The organism is Gordonia prachuapensis, from assembly GCF_036350515.1.
Taxonomy (GTDB): Bacteria; Actinomycetota; Actinomycetes; order Mycobacteriales; family Mycobacteriaceae; genus Gordonia; species Gordonia prachuapensis.
On the sequence record NZ_JAZDUE010000012.1, the window covers coordinates 110,684 to 135,444 of the forward strand.

25 protein-coding genes and 1 tRNA gene are annotated in these 24,761 nt (G+C 67.9%); 12 read left to right on the forward strand and 14 right to left on the reverse strand.

All coding sequences use genetic code 11. The features are described from left to right. Genes V1Y59_RS15330 through nth form a run of 4 tightly spaced genes read right to left on the reverse strand, consistent with a single transcriptional unit; the run spans nt 1 to nt 3,602 of the window. Nucleotides 1-1,200 carry a MarP family serine protease gene (locus V1Y59_RS15330; protein WP_330505826.1) on the reverse strand — a complete coding sequence of 400 codons (1,200 nt, stop codon included), beginning with the start codon at nt 1,198-1,200 and terminating at the stop codon, nt 1-3. Then, entirely contained in the window at nt 1,197-2,030 is an 834-nt protein-coding gene (locus V1Y59_RS15335) for an NUDIX hydrolase (RefSeq protein WP_330505827.1), read from the reverse strand. The genes V1Y59_RS15330 and V1Y59_RS15335 overlap by 4 nt, the downstream gene beginning before the upstream one ends. Before the next feature lie 13 nt (nt 2,031-2,043). Next, nucleotides 2,044-2,793 (reverse strand): TlpA family protein disulfide reductase, encoded by a 750-nt coding sequence (locus tag V1Y59_RS15340; protein WP_330505828.1) that lies wholly within the window; start codon nt 2,791-2,793, stop codon nt 2,044-2,046. Continuing rightward, nucleotides 2,790-3,602, reverse strand: a complete 813-nt coding sequence (gene nth, locus V1Y59_RS15345; protein WP_330505829.1) for an endonuclease III — start codon at nt 3,600-3,602, stop codon at nt 2,790-2,792. The genes V1Y59_RS15340 and nth overlap by 4 nt, the downstream gene beginning before the upstream one ends. Nucleotides 3,603-3,761: 159 nt before the next feature. Here nth and V1Y59_RS15350 point away from each other — a divergent pair, with 159 nt between their 5' ends. Both V1Y59_RS15350 and V1Y59_RS15355 read left to right on the forward strand, forming a co-directional pair. Beyond that, complete coding sequence (locus tag V1Y59_RS15350; protein WP_330505830.1) at nt 3,762-4,034, forward strand: hypothetical protein; 273 nt, start codon at nt 3,762-3,764, stop codon at nt 4,032-4,034. A gap of 195 nt (nt 4,035-4,229) precedes the next feature. Continuing rightward, nucleotides 4,230-4,904 (forward strand): Crp/Fnr family transcriptional regulator, encoded by a 675-nt coding sequence (locus tag V1Y59_RS15355; protein ID WP_006330855.1) that lies wholly within the window; start codon nt 4,230-4,232, stop codon nt 4,902-4,904. A gap of 297 nt (nt 4,905-5,201) precedes the next feature. Here V1Y59_RS15355 and V1Y59_RS15360 read toward each other — a convergent pair whose 3' ends face one another. The 4 genes from V1Y59_RS15360 to V1Y59_RS15375 all read right to left on the reverse strand — a co-directional run bounded on the left by V1Y59_RS15360 (nt 5,202) and on the right by V1Y59_RS15375 (nt 8,897). After that, nucleotides 5,202-5,996 carry an MBL fold metallo-hydrolase gene (locus tag V1Y59_RS15360; protein ID WP_330505889.1) on the reverse strand — a complete coding sequence of 265 codons (795 nt, stop codon included), beginning with the start codon at nt 5,994-5,996 and terminating at the stop codon, nt 5,202-5,204. Between the two features lie 128 nt (nt 5,997-6,124). Beyond that, nucleotides 6,125-7,249, reverse strand: a complete 1,125-nt coding sequence (locus V1Y59_RS15365; protein ID WP_330505831.1) for an SPFH domain-containing protein — start codon at nt 7,247-7,249, stop codon at nt 6,125-6,127. A gap of 136 nt (nt 7,250-7,385) precedes the next feature. Then, nucleotides 7,386-7,589 carry a hypothetical protein gene (locus V1Y59_RS15370; protein WP_330505890.1) on the reverse strand — a complete coding sequence of 68 codons (204 nt, stop codon included), beginning with the start codon at nt 7,587-7,589 and terminating at the stop codon, nt 7,386-7,388. Nucleotides 7,590-7,643: 54 nt separating this feature from the next. Then, nucleotides 7,644-8,897 (reverse strand): MFS transporter, encoded by a 1,254-nt coding sequence (locus V1Y59_RS15375; protein WP_330505832.1) that lies wholly within the window; start codon nt 8,895-8,897, stop codon nt 7,644-7,646. 65 nt (nt 8,898-8,962) lie between these two features. On the opposite strand from V1Y59_RS15375, the gene V1Y59_RS15380 reads away from it, so the two are divergent. Continuing rightward, complete coding sequence (locus tag V1Y59_RS15380; protein WP_330505833.1) at nt 8,963-9,988, forward strand: GlxA family transcriptional regulator; 1,026 nt, start codon at nt 8,963-8,965, stop codon at nt 9,986-9,988. Nucleotides 9,989-9,991: 3 nt separating this feature from the next. Here V1Y59_RS15380 and V1Y59_RS15385 read toward each other — a convergent pair whose 3' ends face one another. The 3 genes from V1Y59_RS15385 to sp36 are packed head-to-tail and all read right to left on the reverse strand — an operon-like array spanning nt 9,992 to nt 11,415. Continuing rightward, the gene (locus tag V1Y59_RS15385) at nt 9,992-10,756 is read right to left on the reverse strand and encodes a TSUP family transporter (protein ID WP_330505834.1); all 765 of its coding nucleotides are present in this window, start codon (nt 10,754-10,756) and stop codon (nt 9,992-9,994) included. Nucleotides 10,757-10,773: 17 nt separating this feature from the next. Continuing rightward, complete coding sequence (locus tag V1Y59_RS15390; RefSeq protein ID WP_330505835.1) at nt 10,774-11,247, reverse strand: RidA family protein; 474 nt, start codon at nt 11,245-11,247, stop codon at nt 10,774-10,776. A gap of 3 nt (nt 11,248-11,250) precedes the next feature. After that, nucleotides 11,251-11,415: a Sp36 family protein gene (gene sp36 / locus V1Y59_RS15395; protein ID WP_330433309.1), complete on the reverse strand. Its 165-nt coding sequence runs from the start codon at nt 11,413-11,415 to the stop codon at nt 11,251-11,253. A gap of 44 nt (nt 11,416-11,459) precedes the next feature. Between sp36 and bagA the strand changes: the two genes are divergently transcribed. Continuing rightward, nucleotides 11,460-12,485, forward strand: coding sequence for an ATPase BagA (gene bagA / locus V1Y59_RS15400; protein WP_330505836.1), 1,026 nt, complete (start codon nt 11,460-11,462; stop codon nt 12,483-12,485). A 2-nt stretch (nt 12,486-12,487) separates the two neighbouring features. Continuing rightward, nucleotides 12,488-13,597 carry an ArsA family ATPase gene (gene bagB / locus V1Y59_RS15405; protein ID WP_330505837.1) on the forward strand — a complete coding sequence of 370 codons (1,110 nt, stop codon included), beginning with the start codon at nt 12,488-12,490 and terminating at the stop codon, nt 13,595-13,597. Nucleotides 13,598-13,819: 222 nt separating this feature from the next. Here bagB and V1Y59_RS15410 read toward each other — a convergent pair whose 3' ends face one another. Continuing rightward, a complete protein-coding gene (locus V1Y59_RS15410) occupies nt 13,820-14,134 on the reverse strand; it encodes a WhiB family transcriptional regulator (RefSeq protein WP_330505838.1) in 315 nt (104 codons plus the stop codon). Between the two features lie 329 nt (nt 14,135-14,463). Here V1Y59_RS15410 and V1Y59_RS15415 point away from each other — a divergent pair, with 329 nt between their 5' ends. From V1Y59_RS15415 to V1Y59_RS15440, 6 genes are all read left to right on the forward strand, one after another. Continuing rightward, on the forward strand, nt 14,464-16,935 hold the full coding sequence (locus V1Y59_RS15415) for a penicillin-binding protein (RefSeq protein ID WP_330505839.1): 2,472 nt from the start codon (nt 14,464-14,466) through the stop codon (nt 16,933-16,935). Between the two features lie 61 nt (nt 16,936-16,996). After that, entirely contained in the window at nt 16,997-17,974 is a 978-nt protein-coding gene (locus V1Y59_RS15420; protein WP_330505840.1) for a metallophosphoesterase, read from the forward strand. Then, nucleotides 17,971-18,717 carry a haloacid dehalogenase type II gene (locus V1Y59_RS15425; protein WP_330505841.1) on the forward strand — a complete coding sequence of 249 codons (747 nt, stop codon included), beginning with the start codon at nt 17,971-17,973 and terminating at the stop codon, nt 18,715-18,717. Before V1Y59_RS15420 ends, V1Y59_RS15425 begins: the two co-directional genes overlap by 4 nt. Before the next feature lie 63 nt (nt 18,718-18,780). Continuing rightward, complete coding sequence (locus V1Y59_RS15430) at nt 18,781-19,182, forward strand: DUF7144 family membrane protein (protein ID WP_330505842.1); 402 nt, start codon at nt 18,781-18,783, stop codon at nt 19,180-19,182. 109 nt (nt 19,183-19,291) lie between these two features. Next, a complete protein-coding gene (locus tag V1Y59_RS15435) occupies nt 19,292-19,501 on the forward strand; it encodes a hypothetical protein (protein ID WP_330505843.1) in 210 nt (69 codons plus the stop codon). A gap of 150 nt (nt 19,502-19,651) precedes the next feature. Next, entirely contained in the window at nt 19,652-20,455 is an 804-nt protein-coding gene (locus V1Y59_RS15440; RefSeq protein WP_330505844.1) for a PIG-L family deacetylase, read from the forward strand. Here V1Y59_RS15440 and V1Y59_RS15445 read toward each other — a convergent pair. After that, complete coding sequence (locus V1Y59_RS15445; RefSeq protein ID WP_330505891.1) at nt 20,408-23,239, reverse strand: AfsR/SARP family transcriptional regulator; 2,832 nt, start codon at nt 23,237-23,239, stop codon at nt 20,408-20,410. The genes V1Y59_RS15440 and V1Y59_RS15445 overlap by 48 nt on opposite strands. A gap of 149 nt (nt 23,240-23,388) precedes the next feature. Here V1Y59_RS15445 and V1Y59_RS15450 point away from each other — a divergent pair, with 149 nt between their 5' ends. Continuing rightward, nucleotides 23,389-24,435 carry a class I SAM-dependent methyltransferase gene (locus tag V1Y59_RS15450; RefSeq protein WP_330505845.1) on the forward strand — a complete coding sequence of 349 codons (1,047 nt, stop codon included), beginning with the start codon at nt 23,389-23,391 and terminating at the stop codon, nt 24,433-24,435. A gap of 69 nt (nt 24,436-24,504) precedes the next feature. Here the strand turns inward: V1Y59_RS15450 and V1Y59_RS15455 are convergent. Continuing rightward, nucleotides 24,505-24,578, reverse strand: a tRNA-Pro gene (locus V1Y59_RS15455). Between the last annotated feature and the right edge of the window lie 183 nt (nt 24,579-24,761).

Consider the following 24,761-nt stretch of genomic DNA (forward strand, 5'->3'; position numbering starts at 1 on the left):
TCAGGCGTGCACGCACGTCTGGGTGCTGACCCGCGCCGACCGCGCCTCGGAGTCGGTGAAGTTCTGCCGCACCTGCTCGGCGGTCAGCACGAAACCGGTCTGGTCGGTGGTGTCCTCGGCCGCGCCGAACACCACGCCGACCACCTCACCGGCGGAGTTGATCATGGGTCCGCCCGAGTTGCCCTGCCGGATCACCCCGCGAACGGTGTACACCTCACGCAGGATCTGCCCGGTGCGATAGATGTCGGGACCGGACAGGTTGATCTTGTCGCGCACACGGACGGCGCTGACCGCAAACGGTCCGGCCTCCGGGTAGCCGAGCACGATCGCGTCCTCACCGGTCGCGGCCTGCCGCTCGGCGAAATCCAACGCCGGCGCGGTCAGTCCCGGGACGTCGAGCACCGCGACGTCGTTGTCGCTGTCGAACAACACCACCCGCGCGGGCAGTTGCTGACCGGCGGGTGAGGTGACGGTGAGCCGCCGGGTCCCGGCGACGACGTGCGCGTTGGTCATCACCCGCTCGGGCGAGATCACGAAACCGCTGCCTTCGAGTGCCTGCCGACAGCTCGGTGCCGTTCCTTCGATCTTGACCACGCTCGGCCGGGTCTGGTTGACCACCGGAAGCTGGCTCACCCGCGGATCGGGCGGACCGACCTCCGCGACCGGAGTGCGCCCGAACGGACCGATGACCTGTGGCAGACCCGAGTTGTCGAGGAGTGCACTGAAGTCCTTGGGGAGGTCTCGCAACCATTGCGGCGCGACCTCGTCGACGCCGCTGAGGACCTTGGACCCGCGGACTGCGGTGGACACCTGGGTCTCCGACGAACTGCTCAGCGGGATCGCGAGCAACCACGCAGCGATCAGCACCGCGACGACCTGCAGGCCGGAACCGATGATGCTGTCGACCCGACGCACCCCGCGTGAGCGGATGCCGCTGCGCGCCGCGCGACCGAGGATCATGCCCGATACCTCGCCGATGATGATCAAACCGACCAGCAACAGCACCCCGACCAGGAGCCGGGTCGTGCGGTCGTCGAAGTTCGAGATGACATGCGGCGCGAGCAGGATGCCTGCGATGGCACCGAGCACGACACCCAGGAAGGCCAACGCAGACGCGACGGCACCCTGGCGAAACCCGCTGGCCGCGGCGAGCAGGGCGATCACCACGACGATGAGATCCACCCACCCCGATCCGGTCACCGCACCCCGCCTTCGTCGCCGTCGCGGCGCATGGATGCGGGCAGGACGGCCGACGGCCCGATCGTCTGGGGGCTACCGGCCGCCTCGATCGCCTCGTCGAGTGGTCGGACGTCGTCCTTGTCCCACGGCACATCCCAGCCGGCGACCTCGCTCATCGCAGCGATCAGGCCGCCGGTGAAACCCCACACGAGCAGCCCGTCCACCATGAACGCGGGGCCACGGTAGGCACGCGCACCGAGCACGCTGCGCTGCACCTGAAACCGGTTCTCCGGTGCTAGGAGCGACCGCAGGTTGACCCGCGCCACCCGCGCCGTCTCCCCCGTGTCGACGACGCGAACCTCGCCGGGCTCGCGCCAATGGGCCAGCACCGGGGTCACGTCGAAGCTCGACACCGGCACCGGGAACGACGGCAGGTTGGCGATGATGTCGACACCTTCGGGGACGAGGCCGGTCTCCTCTGCCGCCTCACGTAGCGCGGTGCCGACCGGGAACTCGTCGCCGGGGTCGAGGCCACCGCCCGGGAACGCGACCTGCCCGCTGTGCTGGCGCAACGTCGGCGCCCGTTCGGTGAGCAGGATCTCGGCGTCGGGGGGAAGGCCGCCGGGGTGGTCAAACGCCTCGTGCCAGGAACCACCGACCAATACCAGCACCGCCGCGTCACGGCGGTTCCGGTCGAGCAACGACGCCCAGCGGGTTCGGTCGCCGCCCCGACGCAGGACCGCCTCGGTGACGGCGGTGACGTCATCGGTGAGGCGACGCATCCACGGCGGGATCTGTTCGGTGGGAACCAGTGGTCCGAGGGTCGGGCCGCCGGCGTGGTCGGCGCTCATGTCGTCACCCCGCTCATGTCGTCACCCCGAGGTATTGCTGCACGGCGTCGGCGATCTCGTCCGGCTGGTGGAACACCTGCGGCAGGACCTTCGCGACCGTGCCGTCGGCGCGGACGAGGATGGTCGACGGGAACACCCGGGGCGCCCCGAGCGCTGCGGCGATCGCGGCGTCGGTGTCCAGCACCGACGGCAGCCGGACGTCGTTCTCGTGCAGGAAACGCAACGCCATGTACGGGTTCTGCGCACCTTCCTGGGCGTGGACGGCGAGTACGTTCACCTGGTCGCCGGCGCGCTCGGCGTAGTCGTCGACCACGGGCAGTTCCCGACGGCACGGCAGGCACCACACCGCCCACATGTTGATCACGGTCGGGCGGCCGGCGGTGCCGGTGCCGACGTCGTAGTCGGCGCCGTCGGCCAGGCATGGGACGGTCACGCCGGCCAGCGCGGCCTGCGGTCCGGCGGGCAGGCCCGTCTCCGGGCACGGCGGCAACGCGGCGTCTATACGGGCTTGCGCCAACTGCGCGTCGTCGACGGGGGCGTCGGTCACGTTCACCCCGGTCGCCGTCGGCGGTGCTTCGGTGCCGCTGCCGCCGTCGTCTCCGCGTGGCCAGATCGCCACCACCAGCGCGAGGATGACGACGGTGAAGACGATGGTCCACCGCGCAGCGGCGGGAAACCGGCCTTCGCGACGCGGGCCGGGCGGTGGGTTGTCGGAATCGTCCTCGGCAGGGCTCGACTCCGCACTCGTCGGGGTCTGATTCACTGCGCCGACAGCCCCGCCAGATCGAGGAGGTGTTCGGTCTCGGGGCCCTTGACCAGCTTCGCCGCCTCGGCCTTGTCCATCGGCCCGGTGCCCGCCGCCGGGCAATCCTTGGCGAGGATGCAGACCCCGCATGCCGGTTTCCGGGCATGGCAGACGCGGCGGCCGTGGAAGATGACGCGATGGGAGAGGTCGGTCCACTCTTTGCGTTCGATGAGTTCCCCGACGGCGTGTTCGATCTTGACCGGGTCGGTGTGTTCGGTCCATTCCCACCGCTGCACCAGCCGGGCGAAGTGGGTGTCGACAGTGATACCCGGCACACCGAAGGCGTTGCCGAGCACCACGTTGGCGGTCTTGCGCCCGAATCCGGGCAGCGCGACAAGCTCTTTCAAGGTGCCCGGCACTTCTCCGTCGAACCGCTCCACCAGGGCCTGCCCGAGCCCGATGATCGAGTTCGCCTTGTTCCGGTAGAAGCCGGTCGAGCGGATCATCTCCTCGAGCTCGGTGCGGTCGGCCTCCGCGTACGACCGGGCGCTCGGATAGCGCGCGAACAACGCGGGCGTGACCTGGTTCACCCGCACGTCGGTGCACTGGGCCGACAGGATAGTGGCCACCGAGAGTTCCAGGGGCGTCGTGAAATCCAGCTCGCAGTACACGTGCGGGAACGCGACCTTCAGGGTCCGGTCCATGCGGCGTGCACGACGCACCAACCCGAGACGGGTCTCGACCTTCCGACGCCGCCCGGTGCCGTCGCGCACCGTCGTCCGCGGTTCCGGCGCCCGGGCGGCGTCGGCGGTCTTGCGTGCACTCACGCATCTCAGGTTAGCCACGTCGTCCCAGAGGAGCCCATGGAGTAGGTGAGGGAGGTCTGTGAACGACCGGTCCGCAGCAAGCTTCGCCTTGGTAACAAGTCAGTGAAGCCGGTCTCTCTGGTTGGCGGGACGCAGATCGAATTGTGTTTACTGGTCCCCATGCAAGGTCTCGCCGCGCTGCTGTTCCCGGCTGTGCTGATGCTCTTCGCACTCGCGATGGAGAAGGTTCAGGCCCGTATCGACCGCCTCGCGGTCTCCCGGGATCACGTGGAAGAGTTCCTGGAGTCGGCCGACGCAGCTCAGGTGGACACGCTGGCCAAGGAGGGTTTTCCGGCCGCGCTCGACGAGTTCCGCAGTCGCCGGACCCGTCCGGAGACAGCCGACACGGACGTCGACGACGTGTTCTCGCCGTCCCCGCAGCGCGCCAGTTGAGCGTGGGTTCACAACAGCGCTCGACAGACACCACTCATCCGACTCGCCGCAATGGTCCGGCCAGTGACCCATTCAACACATATGCTGGGGGCGAGAGTAGCGTTGCACGAGGCAACATGGCTGCCGCCGGTAGGAGAATTGTTTCCGGCGCGTGGTTGCCAGGCGAGTGTGGTTAGGACGAGAAAGGTTCCTTAGGTGGAGGACGTACTGGCGCGGGCGGGCATATTCCAGGGTGTCGAGCCCTCCGCCGTCGCAGCGCTGACCAAGCAGCTTCAACCCGTTGATTTCCCCCGCGGGCACGTGATCTTCCACGAGGGAGAACCCGGCGATCGGCTGTACATCATCCTGTCCGGCAAGGTGAAGGTCGGACGTCGCTCCCCTGACGGTCGGGAGAACCTGCTCACGATCATGGGCCCGTCGGACATGTTCGGCGAGCTGTCCATCTTCGACCCCGGCCCGCGTACGTCGTCGGCGACCACTGTGACCGAGGTGCGTGCCGTCTCGATGGACCGCGACGCCCTGCGCGCCTGGATCAAGGACCGTCCCGAGATCGCCGAACAGCTGCTGCGGGTTCTCGCCCGCCGCCTGCGCCGCACCAACAACAACCTCGCCGACCTCATCTTCACCGATGTCCCCGGACGCGTCGCCAAGCAGTTGCTGCAGCTCGCGCAGCGTTTCGGCACCCAGGAGGGCGGGGCGCTGCGCGTCACGCACGACCTCACCCAGGAAGAGATCGCCCAGCTCGTCGGTGCGTCACGCGAGACGGTCAACAAGGCCCTCGCCGACTTCGCACAGCGCGGCTGGCTGCGCTTGGAGGGCAAGAGCGTCCTCATCGCCGATTCCGAGCGTTTGGCGCGTCGCGCGCGCTGACCTGTTTCCGGTGGTCGAGTAGCCGCGAACGTTTTCCGGTGGTCGAGTAGCCGCGAACGTTTTCCGGTGGTCGAGTAGCCGCGAACGTTTTCCGGTGGTCGAGTAGCCGCGAACGTTTTCCGGTGGTCGAGTAGCCGCGAACGTAGTGAGTGGCGTATCGAGACCACGTGCGGTGATCTCGATACGCCTCCTCGCTGCCGCTCGTCGGCTACTCGATCGGCGAAGGGGGTCGGCTACTCGATCGGCGAAGGGGGTCGGCTACTCGATCGGCGAAGGGGCAGGCCGCGAACCTTCGGGTCAGCGCTCCCGCAAGTACTCCAGCTGCGCCTTGACCGACATCCGGGCCGCCGGCCACAGCTTCTTGTCGACATCCGCGTACACCTTGCGGACAACCTTCATCGGCTTGGCCTTGTCGGCCGACACACCGAGTGCATCGAGGGCGGCGACGATCTGGTCGATGCGCTCCTCGCGGTGTGCCTTGTAGTACCGGGCGACCGGCCCGACCTTGGGATGGTCGGGGCCGTGGGCCGGCAGCAGCACCGCGTCCTCGCCCTCGACGATGATCCGGTTCAACGAATTCATGTAGTCGCGCAACGTGCCGTCGGTGGGGTCGATGACCGTGGTGCCGCTTCCGAGGATGGTGTCGCCGGACAGCAGCGCGCGTTGCCCATCGCAGTCCACGAGGAAGCTCAACGAATCGCCGGTGTGTCCGGGTGTGTGCATCACGGTGATCCGCAGGCCCGCCGCCTCGATGACCTCCCGGTCGGCAAGCGTCGACGCTCCGTGGGTGAACTTGGCCGACCGGGCCCGCACCGGCGCATCGACCCGTCTACGCAGCCGCTTGATGGCCCCGGTGTGGTCGAAGTGGCGGTGGGTGATCAGTACGAGCGCGATCCCCGGCTGCTCCGCGATCCGCTTGACATGCCCCTTCTTGTTCGGCGGCCCCGGGTCGACGATGACGCACTCGGGATGGCCGGGTGCACGCAGTATCCAGGTGTTGGTCCCGTCGAGCTCCATCGAGCCCGGGTTGTTGCACAGCAACACCGATGCGAACGGAGTCACCTCACGGACGACCCCGTACGCCGGGTGAATCGGAGTGCTTCCCGCGCTGTCGTTCTCGGCGGTGTCGTTCTCGGGACTTTCCTTCTGGGCGCTTCGGTCCACACTGTCGGTCACACCGTCCGACACTACCCAGGCGGGGACACCATCAGTGGTTCAGGTCACGCCGACCGCTCGTCGACGTCGTCGGCCACCTCGTCGACGACCTTCGGCACGAACTCCGTCTGCAGGCTCTTGAGCAACGCGGCGCCCTGCGTCACGACACCGGTCATCACCTCGTTGACGCCCTCGGCACCGTTGAACACCGTGAGGTTCGACGAGCCGAGGCCCTTCGCGATCTCGCCGACCAACGCGGGCAGCTGCTCGATGATCTGCTGATCAAGCGCGATGCGGTTGTTCTTGGCGGCGGCCGCCGACTGGATCTCGACCGCCCGCGCATCGGCCTCCGCGATGATCTGCGTGCGCCGCGCCTCGGCCTCGGCCGGTTTGACCACCTCGGAGATCAGTTGCTGTTCGCGTAGTTCGGCCTCCGCCTGCGCCAGCACCGACTGCTCCCGGATGATCTCCTGGTTCACGCGCGCCTCGGCGAGCGGCCCGGCCTGTGCGGCCTCGGCATCGGCCTTGTCGGTCTCCGCCTTGATCTGCGCACGCTTGATCGCGGTCTCGCGTTCGTAGTCGGCCTGGTTGCGCAAGGACTCCTGCTGCGCCTTCGCCGACTCCTGATCGGCGCGTGCCCGCTCGACGGCGGCCTCACGCTGCACCTTCGCGATGTTCGGGGCGGCGAGCGCGGTGATGTAGCCGGAGTCCATGTCGTCGATCGACTGGATCTGGAACGAGTCGACGACGAGACCGATCGACCCCATCTCCCGCTTGGATGCCTCGAGCACCTGACGCGCCAGGGTGTCGCGTTCGCGGATGATCTGTTCCACGGTCATCGACCCGACGATCGAGCGCAGATGGCCGGAGAAGATCTGGCCCGTGAGCTGATTCATCTCGTTCTCCTGCTCCGAGATGAACCGTTGCCCCGCGTTGACGATCGACGCGACGTCGCCACCGACCTTGTGGGCGATGACCGCGCGGACATCGAGCTGGATGCCCTGGGTGGTCACACACACCTCACGGATCTGGGCCTCGTGCATCGCCATCGACAGGAACCGCACCTTGCGGAACAGCGGGATCACCCACCGGCCGTGGCCGACGACGACGTCGAACGGCGCGCCCTCCTGGGTCTTCTTACCCGAGATGAGCATCGCCTCATCGGGTTCGGGAACGTGGTAGCCGAGCATGGGGCCTCCTGAATCGCGTCTGCCGCACGACGTCTCGTCGCACAAGCCAGTCATCACATGTTTGACGCGTGATCCTACGGCTCGGTTCCCGAGTTCATCCGTTCGGACGACGCAGCCACCACCATCGCAGCCGTGCTCAGGCCGGCATCGGCACCCACGGTTCGACGACGACGATGCGTCCGGGACGGACCTCCACCACGAGCACGGTCGCATCGACCACGATCGGCACGGCGGCGACCGCGAGAAAACGCTCGGTGCCACCGGCGAGCGACAACTCGACCTCGCCGAGCGAGTCGCCTCCGCCGACAGCGATCGTCACCACGCCCGTCGTCCCGATCATCATGACCCGCCCCCTGTTCCGTCCGGCCTCAACGCTACCGGCCGGTCGTGACGGTCAGCCCGGTCGATCGGTGAGCACGTACGCGGCCGCGAGCACACTGATCGCTCCCGCAGAGAGCACCAGGACCGGATATCCGAACAGCCCGACGACGACACCGGCGAGCGCACCCGCCACCGCACCGGCCAGACTCATCGCGGTGTCCGAGATGCCCTGCACGCGCGGACGCAGGGCCAGTGGGACGCTCTCGGTGAGCAGGGTCGACCCCGCCACCGTCGTCGCCGACCACCCGAGCCCGAGCAGGACCAGACCCACGACGAGCCCGGACTGGTTGTGCTGCAACGTGAAACCGACGACGCATGAGGCCAGCAGCAGACCTTGTCCGACGACGATGGTCGGGACACGACCGAGCCGGTCGGTCAGCACCCCCATCACCGGGGCCAGGGCGTACATGCCGGCGATGTGCGCACTGATCGAGAGACCGACGAGCGTCAGACTGGCCCCGCCGTGGGACATGTGGACCGGAGTCAGCGCCATCACCGCAACCATGACGGCGTGCGCGGACACGACGGCGATCACCGCGTTGCGCGCCTCGGCGGTCTGCCGGATCGTCCGCCATCCCTGTGCCAGTGAGGGTTTCGCACGGTCCTCGGACGCCGCATCGTCGGCGGCCAGAACCAACGGGTCGGGGCGCAACCCCGCCCACAGCACCGCTGCCGCGGTCAGGCTGCCGACCCCGCCGATCACGAACGGACCGGCCAGCTCGTGGATGTGCGCGAGGTCGGCGAGGTCGGCGCCGAGCGGCAGCAGGGCAGGTCCGGCGACCGCGCCGACCATCGTCGTCCACACCACCAACGACAGATCTCGGCCTCGGGTCCGCGGTTCGGCGAGGTCGGTTGCGGCGAAACGGGATTGCAGACTCACCGCGGTGCCACTGCCGACGCCGGCCATCCCGACGAGCATCAACGGGAACCAGCCCAGGTCGACGGCGATCGCCACCACGGCCGCGCCTGCGGCGGCGATCACGAAGCCGGTGGCGAGCGCCGGCCGCCGCCCGGAGCGCTGCGCCAGCCCGGCCAGCGGCAGACCGGCAGCCGCGGCGCCGAGCGTGAGCACCGTGGTGGGCAATCCGGCCAATGATTCGGTTCCGGAGAGTCGCTCACCGAGAATCGCGCCGAGCGCGAGGGAGGCGCCCATGGCCAGCCCGCCGAGAACCTGCGCGAGGCACAACAGCGCGATCGTGCGGCGTTGCACGCGACGCTGTGTGTCGGCGCCGGCCGACGTCCGGTCGGGCGCGATTCGTTCGGTCATCTGCCCAGCCTGACCCGTCGACGACGTTCACACCAGTGGCATCAATGCCGGTATACCCTGATTTCATGCCAGCCGAGTCGGACGTCCACCGAGTGGTCGTACTGGTCACCGACGGATTGGTCCTCATGGACATGGCGGCTCCCGTGCAGATGTTCGGGCACATCGGGCCGCCCCGTTATTCGCTGACCACCTGCGCCGAGAGTCCCGGTTTGGTGACCACGTGTGCCGGGGTCTCGATCCACGTCGAGCACGGACTCGACGCCCTCGACGACGCGGATACCGTGGTGATCCCCGGCTATCACGACGCGGCGCGGCGTACGCCGTCGGCCGCGGTCGTGGAGGCACTGATCCGGGCGAATCGTCGAGGCACGCGGCTCGTGTCGATCTGCGTGGGGGCCTTCACTCTTGCCGAGACGGGACTGCTCGACGGCCGGCGCGCGACCACGCACTGGCTGGATGCGGACGCGATGGCGACACGGTATCCGCGGATCGAGGTCGACGCGTCGGTGCTCTACGTCGACGACGGCGATGTGCTCACCAGCGCCGGTCTGGCTGCGGGCATCGACCTGTGCCTGCACCTGGTCGAACGCGATCATGGCGGCGACGTCGCGCGAGATTTCGCCCGACGGACCGTCGTGGCGTTCCACCGGCCGGGTGGCCAGGCCCAGTTCATGCCGCCCGGCCACAGCCTGCACGACGAGGCGGTCGACGAGATCTCCCGTGACCGAACGCGACTGAAGGCGCAGGCCACCTCATCGACGGGGAGCCCCGCGCTGGCCGCGACCACCGCGTGGGCGGTCCGGAACCTCGACCGGACCCTGACGACCCGCGATCTGGCCGCCCATGCGTCGATGTCACTGCGTACGTTCAACCGTCGGTTCGTCGACACCTACGGGATGGGCCCGGGCGCATGGCTCACCGGGCAGCGTGTGCGTGCAGCGGCAGCGCTCCTGGAGCGCACTGATGACCCGGTGGATCAGGTCGCGGCCGCAGTGGGACTCGGACCGGAGTCGCTACGCACCCATTTCCACAAACGTATGTCGTTGTCGCCCAGCGCCTACCGCAGCAATTTCCGGCCTCGCTCGCACTGACCGTCACACTCGGTCGGCGACGAGGTCATAGCCGAGTCTGGCGACCATCACGACGACCACCGCGAGCAGCACCCACCGGACGAACACGCTGCCGCGGCCGATGGCCATCCGGGCGCCGATCTGCGCGCCCGCGATGTTGGCGACCGCCAGGCCGAGTCCCAGCAGCCACAGCACGTTTCCCTGCCACGCGAACACCGCCAGCGCCCCCAGATTGGTGCCGGTGTTGATCACCTTGGCCATCGCCGAGCTCTCCAGGAACCCGGTTCCGACCAGTGCGGTGAGGCTGATGATGAGGAATGTGCCCGTGCCGGGCCCCATCACCCCGTCGTAGAACGCGATGACCACCCCGGCCATGACCAGGCCGAGCAGCACCGACCACCGCGGCCGAGCGATCGCGAGACCCGAGCCGAACCCGGGATTGAGCGCGACGAACAACCCGACGGCGACGAGCAGGCACAGGACGACCGGAGTGAACACCTCGGCGGGCAGTCGGCTCGCCGTGAAGGCGCCGAGACCTGCGAACACGACCGCGCTGACGAACACGGGCATCAGCCGTCGGAGGTCGACCGTCAGCCGACGGGCATAGGCGAACGCCGCCGACGCGGTCCCGAAGACCGCCGCCAGTTTGTTGGTGCCCAGAGCGGTGGCCGGCGCGAGCCCCGGATACGCGATCATCACCGCCGGGATCAAAACGAGGCCACCACCGCCGACGACGGCGTCCACCCACCCGGCCGCCGCGGCCGCGGTCAGCAGTAGCGCGATGTCCATCTACCGCAGGGTCGCGGTCAGGACACCTCGACGATCAGCTCGACCTCGACCGACGATCCGAGCGGCAGCTCCGCCACGCCGACCGCCGACCGCGCATGCACTCCGGCATCGCCGAAGATCTCGCCGAGCAGATCGGAGGCGCCGTTGATGACGGCGGGCTGGCCGGTGAACCCGTGTGCGGAGGCCACGAACCCGACGACCTTGACGACCCGGACGATCGCGTCGATACCGACGAGCCCGTCGACGGCCGCCAGGGCGTTCAACGCGCACTGGCGCGCGGCTCGATTGGCCTGCTCCGGCTTCACGACGCCCTCGGCCCCTTCGTGCACCTTGCCGGGCACCTCGAGCTTGCCGTCGATGATGGGCAGCTGACCTGCGGTGTAGACGAGATTGCCGGTGCGGACGGCGGGGACATAGCTGCCGGCCGGGGCAACCACCTCAGGCAGCGTGATGCCCAACTCGACCAACCGCTGCGACCACGACGTTGCCATCGCCTAGCCCTTCGGACGCTTCAGGTACGCGACGTGCTGCTCACCGGTCGGGCCGGGCAGGACAGTCACCAGCTCCCAGCCGTCGGCACCCCACTGATCGAGGATCTGCTTGGTGGCGTGCGTCAGCAACGGCACCGTCGCGTATTCCCATGCGGTCGTTTCACTCATGGTCTAGAGACTAGTGGGTACGCCGTTGTCGATATGGTGATGCAGTGGTGAACGTGACACCGCCCGACGATTCCGGGCACACCAACGAATGGCCGCAGGCCGCCGGACGGGCACGACTGCACTTCGTGTCGGGCAAGGGCGGCACCGGCAAGACCACTGTCGCGGCGGCTCTGGCGCTCGCCCTCGCCGCCGACGGCAAGAAGGTGCTGTTGGTGGAATGCGAAGGGCGCCAGAGCATCGCGCAACTCTTCGACATCCCGCCGCTGCCGCCCACCGACACCCGCATCGCGACCGCATCCGGCGGCGGTGAGGTGTCGGCGCTGGCCATCGACATCGAACACGCCCTGCTCGAATACCTCGACATGTTCTACAACCTCGGCTTCGCCGGCCGGGCGATGAAGCGGATCGGGGCGATCGACTTCGTGACGACGATCGCGCCGGGTCTGCGTGACGTCCTGCTGACCGGCAAGATCAAGGAACGCATCATCCACACCGACAAACAGGGGCGACGCGTCTACGACGCGGTGGTGGTGGACTCCCCGCCGACCGGTCGGATCGGGAGCTTCCTCGACGTGACGAAGGCGATGGCGGACCTGGCGAAGACCGGCCCGATCCGCAGCCAGAGCGACGGCGTGGTGAAGCTGTTGCACTCCGAGGACACCGTCGTCCACCTGGTCACCCTGCTCGAGGCCATGCCCATCCAGGAGACCATCGAGGCCGTCGACGAACTGCACGCCAAGGGGCTCACCGTCGCCACCCTGCTCATCAACCGGGTCAGTCCGACGCACCTACCCGTCGGCTCGATCGACGACATCGCCGAAGGCCGCATCGATGCGCCGCGGGTGGTCGAGCACCTGTCCGGGGCCGGCCTCGCCCTCTCCGACAACGACCTGTCCGGACTGCTCACCGAGACGATCGAGCACGCGACCCGACTGCAGGCGCAACAGGTCGCGAAGGCCCAGCTCGACGAAGCCGAGTTGCCCATCCTCGAGCTCCCCGCGCTGGGCGACGGCGTCGATCTCGGGTCGATCTACGAGCTCGCCAACCTCTTGCAGAAGGCAGGTGCCTGACGATGCCGCTCGACCTGAAGATGGGTTCGGTGCTCACCGACCCGGGCACGCGCGTGGTGATCTGCTGCGGCGCGGGCGGCGTCGGCAAGACCACCACGGCCGCGGCGATGGCGATGTACGCCGCCGAACACGGCCGGAAGGTCGCGGTGCTCACCATCGACCCGGCGCGACGACTCGCGCAGTCGCTGGGGATGTCGGAACTCACCAACGATCCGCAGCCGGTGGATCTCGGTTCGCTCGGGGAGGGCGGTCCGGGGTCGCTCGACGCGATGATGCTCGACATGCGCCGCACCTTCGACGAGATGGTGCTCGAATACTCGTCGCCGGATCGCGCCGCCGCGATCATGGAGAACTCCTTTTATCAGACGATGGCGTCGTCGTTCTCCGGCACGCAGGAGTACATGGCGATGGAGAAGCTCGGGAAGCTGATCGAGGAGGACCGGTGGGACCTCATCGTCGTCGACACCCCGCCGTCGCGGAACGCCCTCGACTTCCTCGACGCACCGCAGCGGCTTGGCTCGTTCCTGTCCGGACGTCTGATGAAGATGCTCGTCGGCGGGGGCCGGGGCGTCGGGCGGATGGTGACCGGCGCGATGAGCCTGGCGATGCGTGGCGTCTCCACCATCATCGGCGGTGACATGCTGCGCGACGTCGCGACCTTCGTGCAGTCGCTGGACTCGATGTTCGGCGGGTTCCAGGACCGAGCCAGCAAGACCTATGAGCTGCTCAAACAGCCGGGCACCCAGTTCGCGGTGATCGCCGCCGCCGAGCCGGACGCCCTGCGCGAGGCGGCGTTCTTCGTCGATCGGCTGTCGGAGGAGAAGATGCCGCTCGCGGGTCTGATCCTCAACCGCACCCATCCGAACCTGACGGCGATCTCGGAGTCGTCGGCGCGGGCCGCACTCGAGCACATCGACGACGAACTCACCCGCGGGGTGCTGGAGATCCACGCCGAGCGTGCGTCGACCGGCAAACGTGAGCTCCACCTGCTGCAACGATTCACCGCCGCACATCCAGCGGTGCCGATCGTCGGTGTGCCGTCCCTGCCGTTCGAGGTCGCCGACGTCGTCGCACTACGTGCGGTCGCCGAACAGATCACCGGGCGCGGCTGAGCGTCCAACGGTCGGTTGCGCGGTCTCGATACGCCTCCTCGCTGCCGCTCGTCGGCTACTCGACCAGCGGTCGGGGGACGGCCGGATCGAGGGGCGACCACAACCGCTGATCGAGTAGCGACGTGCGAGCCTGCGAGCCCGACGCGTATCGAGATCCCGCCTCCGCAACGACAATGGCCGACCCATTCGGGTCGGCCATGCCTGGTGTTCGTCCGTGTCAGGTCACACCGCGTCGGCGCGTTGCCGACGACGCTGGGCCTCGAAGAACTGGGCCCACGAGGTGACCTCGGGATGCTGCCGGAGCAACGCCCGCCGCTGACGCTCGGTCATTCCGCCCCAGACGCCGAACTCGACGCGATTGTCGAGGGCATCGGCGCCGCATTCGAGCTGCACCGGGCAGTGCCGGCAGATGGTCGCGGCCTTGCGCTGCGCCGCACCTCGGACGAACAGGTCATCGGGGTCTCCGCCCCGGCATCGAGCTTGTGACACCCACATCAATCGAGCATCGTCTCCGGTGGACACTGCCGCCATCGCCATTCCGCCGACCCCTGTCTGTCGTTGCGTCTCGCCGGACCCACCGGCGTTTCCGCACCGGTCCGGCGGTCCTGACCCGAATGCGCTCACCTCGTCGTGCGACCGACCTGTGTTCACCGGCGCGCTGGCCACGGTTCACATTCGCTGGACCATTGTTAAGTGAGTCACATTCTGCACTCAATTTAAGGATCTGTGCATGACGGCGCAAGCCCTGGAGCAAAGAAAATGGCACCATCGTCCAAACCTTCCGCGTCTGTGCAGGTCAGAAGCGTGAGAAGGGAACCGGCGCCATCGTGACCTTCCCGTTGCGCGCGCTCAGACGTTCTCGCGGCATGCGCACGTATCCTGTCCGTGTGCCGAAGTCGAAGAAGCTGTGGTCGCTGGGCGGCGCCTGCCTGTTGGCCGGCGTCCTCGTGGCCGGATTGTTGTACCCGGTGGCCAGCGGACTGGGCGTGGTGTCCAACCGCGCCGCCGCCGCGGTGGAGAACGTGTCCTCCGAGTTGCTCAACGGCACGCTGCCGGAGGTCACCACCATGACCGACGCAGCCGGCAACCCGATCGCGCGGCTCTTCGATCAGTACCGCTATCAGGTCGGCTACAACGACATCTCCCCCGACATGATCCGGGCGATCATCTCGATCGAGGACCGGCGCTTTCTCGAGCACGACGGCGTCGACTGGCGAGGCACCATCCGCGCCGCCCTGACCAACTCGTCGTCGGGCGAGGTGCAGCAGGGTGCGTCCACGATCGACCAGCAATACATCAAGAACTATCAACTCCTGGTGCTGGCGCGGACCGAGGCCGATCGCCAGGCCGCCATCGAGGTCACCCCGGCGCGCAAGCTGCGCGAGGTCCGGATGGCCCTGACGATGGAACAGTCGCTCATCGACCAGGCCAAGCGCGACAAGGGACTCGACGACGCCGCCGCCAAGCAGGAGGCCAAGAAGCAGATCGTCACCCGCTACCTGAACGTGGTGCCGTTCGGCAACAACTCGTACGGCATCGAGGCCGCCGCACAGACCTATTTCGCCAAGCCGGCGAAGGAGCTGAACGTCGCCGAATCCGCCATGCTCGCCGGCATGGTGCAGTCGAGTTCCGCACTCGATCCGTACACCAATCCCGAGGCGGCGACGAACCGACGCAACACCGTGCTCGACACGATGATCGAGAACTTCCCGGAGCGTCGGGAGGAACTCGTCGCGGCCAAAGAGGCTCCGCTCGGCGTGATCCCCGAGCCCCGAACGCCGACCCAGGGCTGCATCGGCGCCGACGCCAACGGCTTCTTCTGCGACTACGCGCTGCAGTTCCTCGCCGAGAACGGGATCTCGCGTGACTCGGTGATGCGCGGCGGCTACATCATCCGCACCACGCTCGACCCGCAGGTCCAGCGGTCCACCATCCGCGCGGTCCGCACGCAGGCGTCACCCGACGCCGAGGGTGTCGCGAACGTCATGAGCACGATCCGGCCGGGCAAGCAATCGCACGACGTCCTCTCGATGGCGTCGAGCCGTCGCTACGGGCTGAATCTGAGGGCCGGCCAGACGGTGCAGCCACAGCCGTTCTCCATGGTCGGTGACGGCGCCGGTTCGGTGTTCAAGATCTTCACCACCGCGGCGGCGATGGAGAAGGGCCTCGGTGTCGCGTCGAACCTCCCCGTGCCCGGGTCCGTCGCCGTCCAGGGCATGGGCAACAGCAGCACCCCCGGCTGTCCGGAGAACGCCTACTGCGTGCGAAATGCCGGACGCTACCCGGGTTCGCTGACGGTGACCCAGGCCCTGGCTCAGTCACCGAACACCGCATTCGTGCAGCTGCTGCAGCAGACCGGGGTGAAGCCGACCGTCGACATGGCCGTCCGTCTGGGTCTGCGTTCCTACACCGTGCCGGGCTCGTCCGGCTACGGCGAGAAGAGCATGGCGCAGTACGTCAAGGACGGGAACTTCGGTTCGTTCACCCTTGGTCCGCTGCCGGTCAACGGCCTGGAGCTGTCGAACGTCGGGGCCACGCTCGCGTCCGGCGGCATGTGGTGCCCGCCGAATCCGATCGCGTCGATCAGCCGGATCAAGCGGGACGCCTACGGCAACCCGGTGATGACGGAGAACGACGAGCCCGCACTGACCGCGATCCCGTTCGACCCGCCGAAGTGTGAACAGGTCGTCGAGGAGGGCCTGGCGAACACCCTGGCGGTTGCGATGGGCCAGGATCACCTGGGCGCCGGCACCGCTGCCGGTGCGGCCGGATCGGCCGGCTGGACACTGCCGATGTCGGGTAAGACCGGCACCACCGAGGCCCACCGTTCGTCGGCGTTCATCGGGTTCACCAATCAGATCGCCGGTTCGTCCTACGTCTACAACGACGGACCCAACCCGACCGAGATCTGCAGCAGCCCGCTGCGCCAGTGCTACGACGGCACCTTGTTCGGCGGTATGGAGCCGGCGCGCACCTGGTTCGAGGCCGTCCAGCCGGTGGCCACCAAGTTCGGGCCCGTCCGGTTGCCACCGACCGATCCGCGGTACATGCGCGGCACCGACAGCGGCCGCATTCCACGCGTCACCGGGCAACCCGCGAGTGCCGCGACCTCACGTCTGCAGGCCGAGGGCTTCGAGGTCAACCAACTCGACGTCGACAGCAATCGTCCCCAGGGCACGGTGGTGTTCACCGCACCGTCGGATTCGGCGATGCCCGGCAGCGTGGTGACCATCTACGTCAGCAACGGCCGCCGCGGCGACGACGACAACCCCGGTCCCACGGAGACGACCGTGCAGGTTCCGGGTGTCGGGCCGGTGGTCATCCAACTTCCGGGGTGACCGGCGGGTAGGGGGCGAAACCCGGAGGCGGACCACGCCGGGATCTGCGTATCCTGGGTGAATGGTCCACCTCGACAACGCCCTCACCCGCCGCGTCGCGGCCACCCGGACAGTCGGGGGCCTGGCCGGCCTGGCGGCCGCGGGCCTCTTCTACTCGACGGTGATCGAACGCAACGCGTTCACGTTGCGGCACAACACACTCGCGGTGCTGGAACCGGGTGCGGCACCGCTGCGCGTCCTACACCTCAGCGATCTGCACATGACGCCCAACCAACGGCTCAAGCAGGCCTGGGTGTCGGAGCTCGAAGCCCTCGAACCCGATCTGGTCGTCAACACCGGCGACAACCTCGCCCATCCGCAGGCGGTCCCGGCAGTGATCCAATCTCTGGGTGGTCTGCTGTCGCGCCCCGGACTGTTCGTGTTCGGGTCGAACGACTACTTCGGTCCCAAGCCGAAGAACCCGTTCCAGTACTTCAAGACCGACCACACCCGCACCTTCGGTGAGCCGTTGCCGTGGCAGGATCTACGCGCGGCGTTCATCGAACGCGGGTGGCTCGACGCGACCCACACCGTCCGCGAACTCGAGGTCGGCGGGGTGCGGGTGGTCGCGGCCGGCGTCGATGACCCGCACATCGAGCGGGACCGCTACGACACGGTCGCGGGCCGTCCCAATCCGCTTGCCCATCTGCGTCTCGGTCTCACCCACTCGCCCGAGCCGCGGGTGCTGGACCGTTTCGCCGCCGATGGTTACGACCTGGTGATGGCCGGCCACACCCACGGCGGCCAGCTGTGCCTGCCGCTCGTGGGTGCGCTGGTCACGAATTGCGACCTGGACCGGTCGCGGGTCAAGGGCGTCTCCAACTGGGGATCGTCGATGAAGCTGCACGTCAGCGCCGGTCTCGGCACTTCGCCGTATGCGCCGGCACGGTTCTGCTGCCGCCCGGAGGCCAGTCTGTTGACCCTCACGCCGGTGTCCCACGGGGACGCCGCCTTCGCCGAGGATCATTCGCTGCCGCAGCTGGCCACCGAGATCACGTGACCACCTCGTCGATCGCCGGGATCAGAGTGCTGGCGGTCGACACCTTCGGCACCGTCACCGACTGGTTCACGGGCATCTCGTCGGCGGTTCGGACGACGATCCCCGAAGTCGATGCCGGCGACTTCGCCCGGGAATGGCGACGCCGCTACGCGCCGATCCTGGCTCGCGTGGAATCCGGCGAGCTGCGTTGGCGGCCGCTCGACGATCTGCAGACCGACACCCTGCACGACGTCGCGAAGATCTTCGACGTGGCACTCACCGATGACGCAACCGAGACTCTCGTTCGCGCATGGCGGACCATCCCCGGTTGGCCCGACGCGGCACCCGGCATACGTCGCCTCAAACGGGACTTCATCGTCTGCGCGCTCAGCAACGGCACGGTGGCCCTGCTGACCGACATGGCCAAGCACAACGGCTTCGACTGGGACGTCATCGGCGGCTCCGACCTGTGGCGCCACTACAAACCGGCCCGCGAAACCTATTGCGGCCTGGCCGATCTGCTCGAGGTCGAACCGGGACAGGTGATGATGGTCGCCACCCATCAGAGCGACCTGGATGCCGCCCGGAGCTTCGGTCTGCGAACGGCTTTCGTCGAGCGACCGCTGGAGTGGGGCCCCGACGCGGGGCCGGATCGCAAGGACGACACCGGTTCACCCGAGAACGACATCCACGCGACGGATCTCACCGATCTCGCCGAACAACTGGGCTGCTGGTGTCCTGCGTCAATCACCCACAACGGATGATGTGAAGCCCTCCTGCCGCGGCGACGATGCGGGGTGACATCATCCGAGAGAAAGCGCAGGGTCATGACCACTCAACAGTCCGAGCACCGGGTGCAGCAGGGGTTTGCCGCCTTCGGCACCATCGGGGCCGCCATCCTGCTGCTCGTCGGCGGCATCATCGAACTGCTCCAGGGCATCTCGGCGGTGGCCGAAGACGAATTGTTCGTCGTCGGACCCGAGTACGTCTACAAGATGGATCTGACCACCTGGGGATGGATCCACATCGTCGTCTCCATCATCGCGATCGCGATCGCGGTGGGCATGTTCACCGGCGCCGCCTGGGCCCGAGTCGGGGCCATCTGCATCGCGTCACTGTCGATCATCCTGAACTTCCTGTGGCTGCCCTACTTCCCGTGGTGGTCGATCCTGGTGATCGCCGTCGACATCGTCATCATCTGGGCAGTGGCGACCTGGCGGAACGTCTGAGCCGACCGCTCCGGAGCGACCCACCGACCGCGGTCTGATGATTGGCGCCCCCGACGATCGGGTATCCGTGTGATGTACGCGAGGTATCCGAGATCGATGGGAGCACAACATGGCGCAGTACCGAGTGGTCAATGCCGACGGCGATGTCATCGAGTCGAAGGAGTTCGCCGACGCGACCGGCGCGTACGACTGGTTGAAGACCGTCGAGGCGCCCGACGACCAGTTGGGCGTTGCAATGCAGGTCCTCGACGACGGGGAGTGGAAGAACTTCGAGGTCGCCGACGGCGGCACCAACACGAATCCCTCCGCCGACGCCTGAACGCGCCGGCACAGCATCGCGATCACCGGGTGTGATCCGTCACCGGCGGATCACACCCGGTGAACGTTTCCATGAGACCGTGACAGCGCAGCGTTAGCACCGTGCGAGTCCGTACCTCGACGATCGGGGCATCCGATTGATCGAGGAAGAATGATGATCGACACGACTTCCCGGGTGACCGAACTCGGCACCATTCTCGGGATCTGGGCGCACCCCGACGACGAGGCCTACCTGGCCGGCGGCATGATGGCCATCGCCAGACGAGCCGGGTCGCGAGTGGTGTGTGTGACCGCCACCCGTGGCGAGCTCGGCACCGCCGACAACCTGCGATGGCCCAAGCTCCGACTGGCGAGGACCCGAACCGACGAGCTGGCCCGCTGTCTGGCTGTCCTCGGCGTCACCGAACATCATTGGCTCGCCTACCGTGACGGTGGTTGCGCCGCGGCTGACGAGGGCGCTGCGGTGGCGCAATTGTGCGAGATCATCGACGACGTCCGGCCGGACACGATCCTGACGTTCGGGCCGGACGGATTCACCGGCCACCCGGACCACCGCACCGTCTCGTCCTGGGCGACTGCGGCTTTCGCGCGCACGGCCGCACCCGGAACACGACTCATGTATGCGGCGGTGTCGGAGAACCGCAACGCCCGCTGGGGCGAACTCAACGAGCGGCTCGGCGTCTACCTACCCGGCTTTCCGGTGGTGCATCCCTCCGAGAGCCTCGCCGTGGACCTGCCCCTCGACGACGACGTCGTCGACCTGAAGGTCCGGGCACTGGCGGCGCAGGAGACCCAGACATCCGCTCTCATCGAGGAACTGGGGATGCGCAGTACGCGGCGTGGATCGCCGAGGAGACATATGTCGATCACCGGGTGTACGGGTCCGGCACGATCTCCGATCTGCCGGTCACGAGTGTCGCAGATGCCGATCGATGGATTCGCGGGCAGCACGTAGCACTTCAGTACGGTCGGTGACTTCTTGCGGCGATCCGGTTTTCGGCAGTGTGGTTCTCTGCTCCGCGCCGGCCACGGTCGGGGCATCGGGTGCGGCGTCGGCGGCGTCGGAGAGCAGGGATGCGGTGGTCGCGTCACCGAGGTCGCGCAGGAGTCCGGCCAGGTTGCGCAGTGTGGTCCACAGATGGGTCCAATTACCGGTCCTGGTGAAGTAGTCGATCACGTCGCGGTATCCCCGCAGGGCCTCGTCGGTGCGCCCGGACGCGGCGCGCGCGGACTGCAACCCCACTGACGCCACGCCGACGAGAAACGTTGCGCCACACTGCTCGGCGAGGTCGATCGCCACGAGGTAATGCGCCTGGGCGGCATCGCCGTCACCGGCACATCCCGCGATCTCTCCGTCCACGTAGGCCGCCCAGGACCGCATCGACGGTGCCACGGCCTGCGCGGCACCGCGTTCGTTCAGTCGCTTCGCTCCGGCCAGGTCACCTGAGTAGGCCCGTGCCAGCGCGGCGATACCCAGGAGATCCCGTCCACCGATCAAGGCCGATGCGGCGAGGGCGTGTTCGATGCAGGCGTCCCACGCCCCGCGCGCAAGATCGACCACCGACAGCACCGCGAGTGCGACCCATTTGTCGACACCGTCCGCTGCCGCCAGCGCCGACTCCGCGAGCCGCGCGGCGCGCGCGAAGTCACCCTGGTGGTAGGTGGTCTCGGCGGCGGCGGCGAGCACCACCCCGGCGCGTGGATGCCCGGCCAGCGCCGGGTCGTCCGCGAGTTCCAGGGTCCACTGCCGTAGCTCCATCAGGTCGCGGTAAGCGATGGCGTCGTACAGGGGGCACACCATGGCGGCGGCGTCGTCGATCACCGAGGTGTTGCGAACCGACTGCCACGCGGCCCGCAGGTTGGCCAGTTCGCGCCGAACCATCTGGTCGCCGACGCTCTCCTGATCCGACGCGATGAGCCGTCCGATGGTTCTGCACTGTTCGACGGCCCAGTGCCGCAGGCGTTCGGTGGCCGGCCCGAGCTCATTCGCCGCGTCGAGGCGGTCGATCCCGTACGCCCGCAACGTCTCCAGCATGCGGTACCGCGTCGGGCCGTCGAAGGACACCTCCAGCATCGATGTCTCGACCAGCCTCGCGAGCACCTCGTCGGCGCCTGCCGACAGGTTGAGGTCGCCTGCCAGCTGTTCCGCTGTCTGCAGGCTCACCCCGTCGGGAAAGACCGAGAGCTGCCGGAACAACGCGCGCTCGTTCTCTCCGAGCAGGTCATAGGACCATGCCACCGTCGCACGCAGGGTCCGGTGGCGTGCGTCGACAGTGGGACGACCGCCCCCGAGCAGATCAAGCGACCGGTCCAGTCGAGCGGACAGATCGTCGAGGGAGAACGACGACAATCGCCCCGCCGCGAGTTCGATGGCCAGGGGCATCCCGTCGAGGCGCGCGACGATGTCGGCGATGGTACGAGCCTGCCCGGATGTCGGTGTGGCACCGCGACGTACCCGCTGCGCACGTTCGATGAACAACTGAACCGACGGCGCACCCGTGGGATCCTCGTCGGGTCTCGGCAGGGACAGCGGCGCGAGTCGCACCACGTACTCGACCGGAAGGCCCAGCGCCTCCCTGCTCGTGGTGAGAACCGTTGTCTCGGGACATGTCTCGAGTACTCGGGACACCACGTCACGCACCGGATCGAGCAGATGCTCGCAGTTGTCGACGACCAGCAATGCGGGTTGTTGCCCGAGTACTGCGAGACATGCGGAGAGCACGTCGCCACGCTCCACCTTCACGTTCAATGCCTCCGCCAACGCGTAGGGAATGGATGCCGGGTCGGTGACCGACGCCAACAGGAGGACTGCGGCATCGGTTCTATGGGCGACGATTTCCCTTGCCACACTGGTCTTGCCGATCCCACCCGGTCCGACGATGCTCACCAACCGCTCCCGGCCGAGCAAGGTCTGCAGGCTGTTCACCTGCGCGGCCCGACCAATCAGTCGCGGATGTGTCCGCACCTGCGGCCTCGGCTGCGGCTCGACGGAACCGGCAGCCGCCGAGATGATCTCGTGCTCGGCCTCGCGCAGGGCGGGCGATGGGTCGAGACCGGTGTCGTCGACCAGCCGCCGCCGGAACGCTCGCGCCGCCTCCAACGCCGCGGGCACATCACCGGTCGCCGCCAGCGCACGCATGTGAAGGATCGCGGTCGGCTCGCGGAGGGGTTCGGCCGCGGCGGACGCCGCAGCGCGGGACAGCACGTCGGAGGCCCGGCCTGCCGCGATGCCAGCGGCGACCAACTCGTCACCGATGTCACGTCGTAGCAGTTCGTATCCTGTTGCGGCGGTGGCGATCGGCCCGACATCGAGGAGGTCGGTCAGCACGGGTCCCCGCCAGAGATCGTCCGCGACCCGCAGCACCGCAAAGGCTTCGGCCGGATTCGCGCGAGCGGACTCGAGCGCGGCACGGGCCTGCGTCACGTCGAGTTCGTCGCGGGCGAGCACCAGCCGGTAGCCCGACGGCAGGGTCTCCAGGCGGTGGGCGGCCGCACCGAGTTGTCCACGCAGCCGAGAGACGTGATTCTGCAGGGCTTGTCGCCCCGATTCCGGTAGGTCTGCGGGCCAGAGTGCATCGAGGAGTTCCCCGACGGGCACGACGTGCCCCTCCGCCGCCGCCAGCATCGCGAGGACTGCTCGACGCTTCGGGCCGACGACGTCGATCACGTCGTCGTCGATGATCACGCGAAGGGGACCCAGCAGCCCGACGTGCAGCGACCCGATGCCTTCGCCTGCCATCACGCCCCACTTCTCAGCGATCCACTGACCAGGGCGAATGTCCTGGTGCGAGTCTGACGATAGCGGATGGCAGCGCCATGACAGGGGCGGTGCGCATCGTTGTGTTCCGTCGCCACCCACAACGACCGGCGACGAGAAAGGAGAAGGACATGGACCCCGACAAGGTGCATGAGTTCATGAATCAAGTGGTTGCCGACATGGCGGCGACCGATGCCGCCGGATCGGTCGTCATCGGTGAGCGTCTCGGCCTCTACCGCTCACTCGCCGACGGCGCCGCCACCCCGGCCGAATTCGCCGCGCGGACGGGATGTCACGAGCGGTATCTCACCGAATGGCTGCGCGGCCAGGCGGCCGGCGGCTATGTCAGCTACGACCCGCCGTCGGGCCGGTTCTCGCTGACCGCGGAACAGGCTTTCTGCCTGGCCGATCCGGACGGACCGAACGTGCCGGCGGCGTTCCTCACCGCGATGGGAACGCTGCGCGCGGAACCGAAGATCACCGAGGCGTTCCGCACCGGCGCCGGAGTCGGATGGCATGAGCACCACGAGGACGTCTTCGTCGGTTGCGACGCCTTCTATCGCCCCGGCTACGTCGCCGACCTCGTGCCGACCTGGATTCCGGCCCTCGACGGTGTCGAGCAGAAGCTGCTGGCAGGCGCGCGAGTTGCCGACATCGGCTGTGGCCTCGGATCGTCCACCCGGCTGATGGCCGCGGCGTACCCGATGAGCACTTTCGTCGGTTTCGACTACCACACCGAGTCGATCACGCTGGCGCGCAAACGAACCGCCGATGCCGGACTCGCCAGCCAGGTGAGCTTCGAGATCGCCACGGCACAGGAGTTCACCGGCGACGGCTACGACCTGATCGCGATGTTCGACTGCCTCCACGACATGGGCGATCCGCTCGGCGCGGCCCACCGCGTGCGGGAGGCGCTCGCGCCCGACGGCACGTGGCTGCTGGTGGAGCCGTACGCATCCGATGTCGTCGAGGAGAATTTCAACCCGGCCGGTCGGCTGTTCTACAGCGCATCGACCTTCCTGTGCCTGCCCAACAGCCTGTCCCAGCCGGGCGGATACACGCTCGGGGCCCAAGCCGGGGAGAGTGCGGTCCGCGAGATCGCCACCGACGCCGGATTCACCCGTTTCCGCCAGGCAGCGCAGACCGGTTTCAACGCGGTGTACGAGATCCGTCCCTGACCGCTCAGACGAGGAAGCCCTGACCGGGTAATCCCTGGTCAGGGCCTCTTCTGCAATCTCAACCTTGCGTCGGGGTGGCGGGATTCGAACCCACGACCTCTTCGTCCCGAACGAAGCGCGCTACCAAGCTGCGCCACACCCCGTGTGTAGCCTGCGATAGCTTACCCCCACGCCCCCTGTGGGGCTAAATCGGCTGGTCAGCGGGCCATCCACGGCATCACACCGTGACGAAGCCGTGACGTCCCGTATGCACGAATTCAGAGTTCCGTCGACCTCTGCCCACTACAGTTGCTTTCCGACACATGGGCCTCAGATTCATCACAAGT

What these genes read in the sequence shown, in the direction of transcription:
- V1Y59_RS15365 (WP_330505831.1), bottom strand. Translation starts at nt 7,249, where the DNA reads ATGCTCGGCTACCACGTTCCCGAACCCGATGAGGCGATGCTCATCTCG.
- V1Y59_RS15380 (WP_330505833.1), top strand. Translation starts at nt 8,963, where the DNA reads ATGCCAGCCGAGTCGGACGTCCACCGAGTGGTCGTACTGGTCACCGAC.
- V1Y59_RS15415 (WP_330505839.1), top strand. Translation starts at nt 14,464, where the DNA reads ATGCGCACGTATCCTGTCCGTGTGCCGAAGTCGAAGAAGCTGTGGTCG.
- V1Y59_RS15375 (WP_330505832.1), bottom strand. Translation starts at nt 8,897, where the DNA reads ATGACCGAACGAATCGCGCCCGACCGGACGTCGGCCGGCGCCGACACA.
- V1Y59_RS15430 (WP_330505842.1), top strand. Translation starts at nt 18,781, where the DNA reads ATGACCACTCAACAGTCCGAGCACCGGGTGCAGCAGGGGTTTGCCGCC.
- V1Y59_RS15410 (WP_330505838.1), bottom strand. Translation starts at nt 14,134, where the DNA reads ATGGCGATGGCGGCAGTGTCCACCGGAGACGATGCTCGATTGATGTGG.
- V1Y59_RS15390 (WP_330505835.1), bottom strand. Translation starts at nt 11,247, where the DNA reads ATGGCAACGTCGTGGTCGCAGCGGTTGGTCGAGTTGGGCATCACGCTG.
- bagB (WP_330505837.1), top strand. Translation starts at nt 12,488, where the DNA reads ATGCCGCTCGACCTGAAGATGGGTTCGGTGCTCACCGACCCGGGCACG.
- V1Y59_RS15445 (WP_330505891.1), bottom strand. Translation starts at nt 23,239, where the DNA reads ATGGCAGGCGAAGGCATCGGGTCGCTGCACGTCGGGCTGCTGGGTCCC.
- V1Y59_RS15440 (WP_330505844.1), top strand. Translation starts at nt 19,652, where the DNA reads ATGATGATCGACACGACTTCCCGGGTGACCGAACTCGGCACCATTCTC.
- V1Y59_RS15370 (WP_330505890.1), bottom strand. Translation starts at nt 7,589, where the DNA reads ATGATCGGGACGACGGGCGTGGTGACGATCGCTGTCGGCGGAGGCGAC.
- V1Y59_RS15335 (WP_330505827.1), bottom strand. Translation starts at nt 2,030, where the DNA reads ATGAGCGCCGACCACGCCGGCGGCCCGACCCTCGGACCACTGGTTCCC.
- V1Y59_RS15435 (WP_330505843.1), top strand. Translation starts at nt 19,292, where the DNA reads ATGGCGCAGTACCGAGTGGTCAATGCCGACGGCGATGTCATCGAGTCG.
- V1Y59_RS15385 (WP_330505834.1), bottom strand. Translation starts at nt 10,756, where the DNA reads ATGGACATCGCGCTACTGCTGACCGCGGCCGCGGCGGCCGGGTGGGTG.
- sp36 (WP_330433309.1), bottom strand. Translation starts at nt 11,415, where the DNA reads ATGAGTGAAACGACCGCATGGGAATACGCGACGGTGCCGTTGCTGACG.
- V1Y59_RS15350 (WP_330505830.1), top strand. Translation starts at nt 3,762, where the DNA reads ATGCAAGGTCTCGCCGCGCTGCTGTTCCCGGCTGTGCTGATGCTCTTC.
- V1Y59_RS15450 (WP_330505845.1), top strand. Translation starts at nt 23,389, where the DNA reads ATGGACCCCGACAAGGTGCATGAGTTCATGAATCAAGTGGTTGCCGAC.
- V1Y59_RS15420 (WP_330505840.1), top strand. Translation starts at nt 16,997, where the DNA reads ATGGTCCACCTCGACAACGCCCTCACCCGCCGCGTCGCGGCCACCCGG.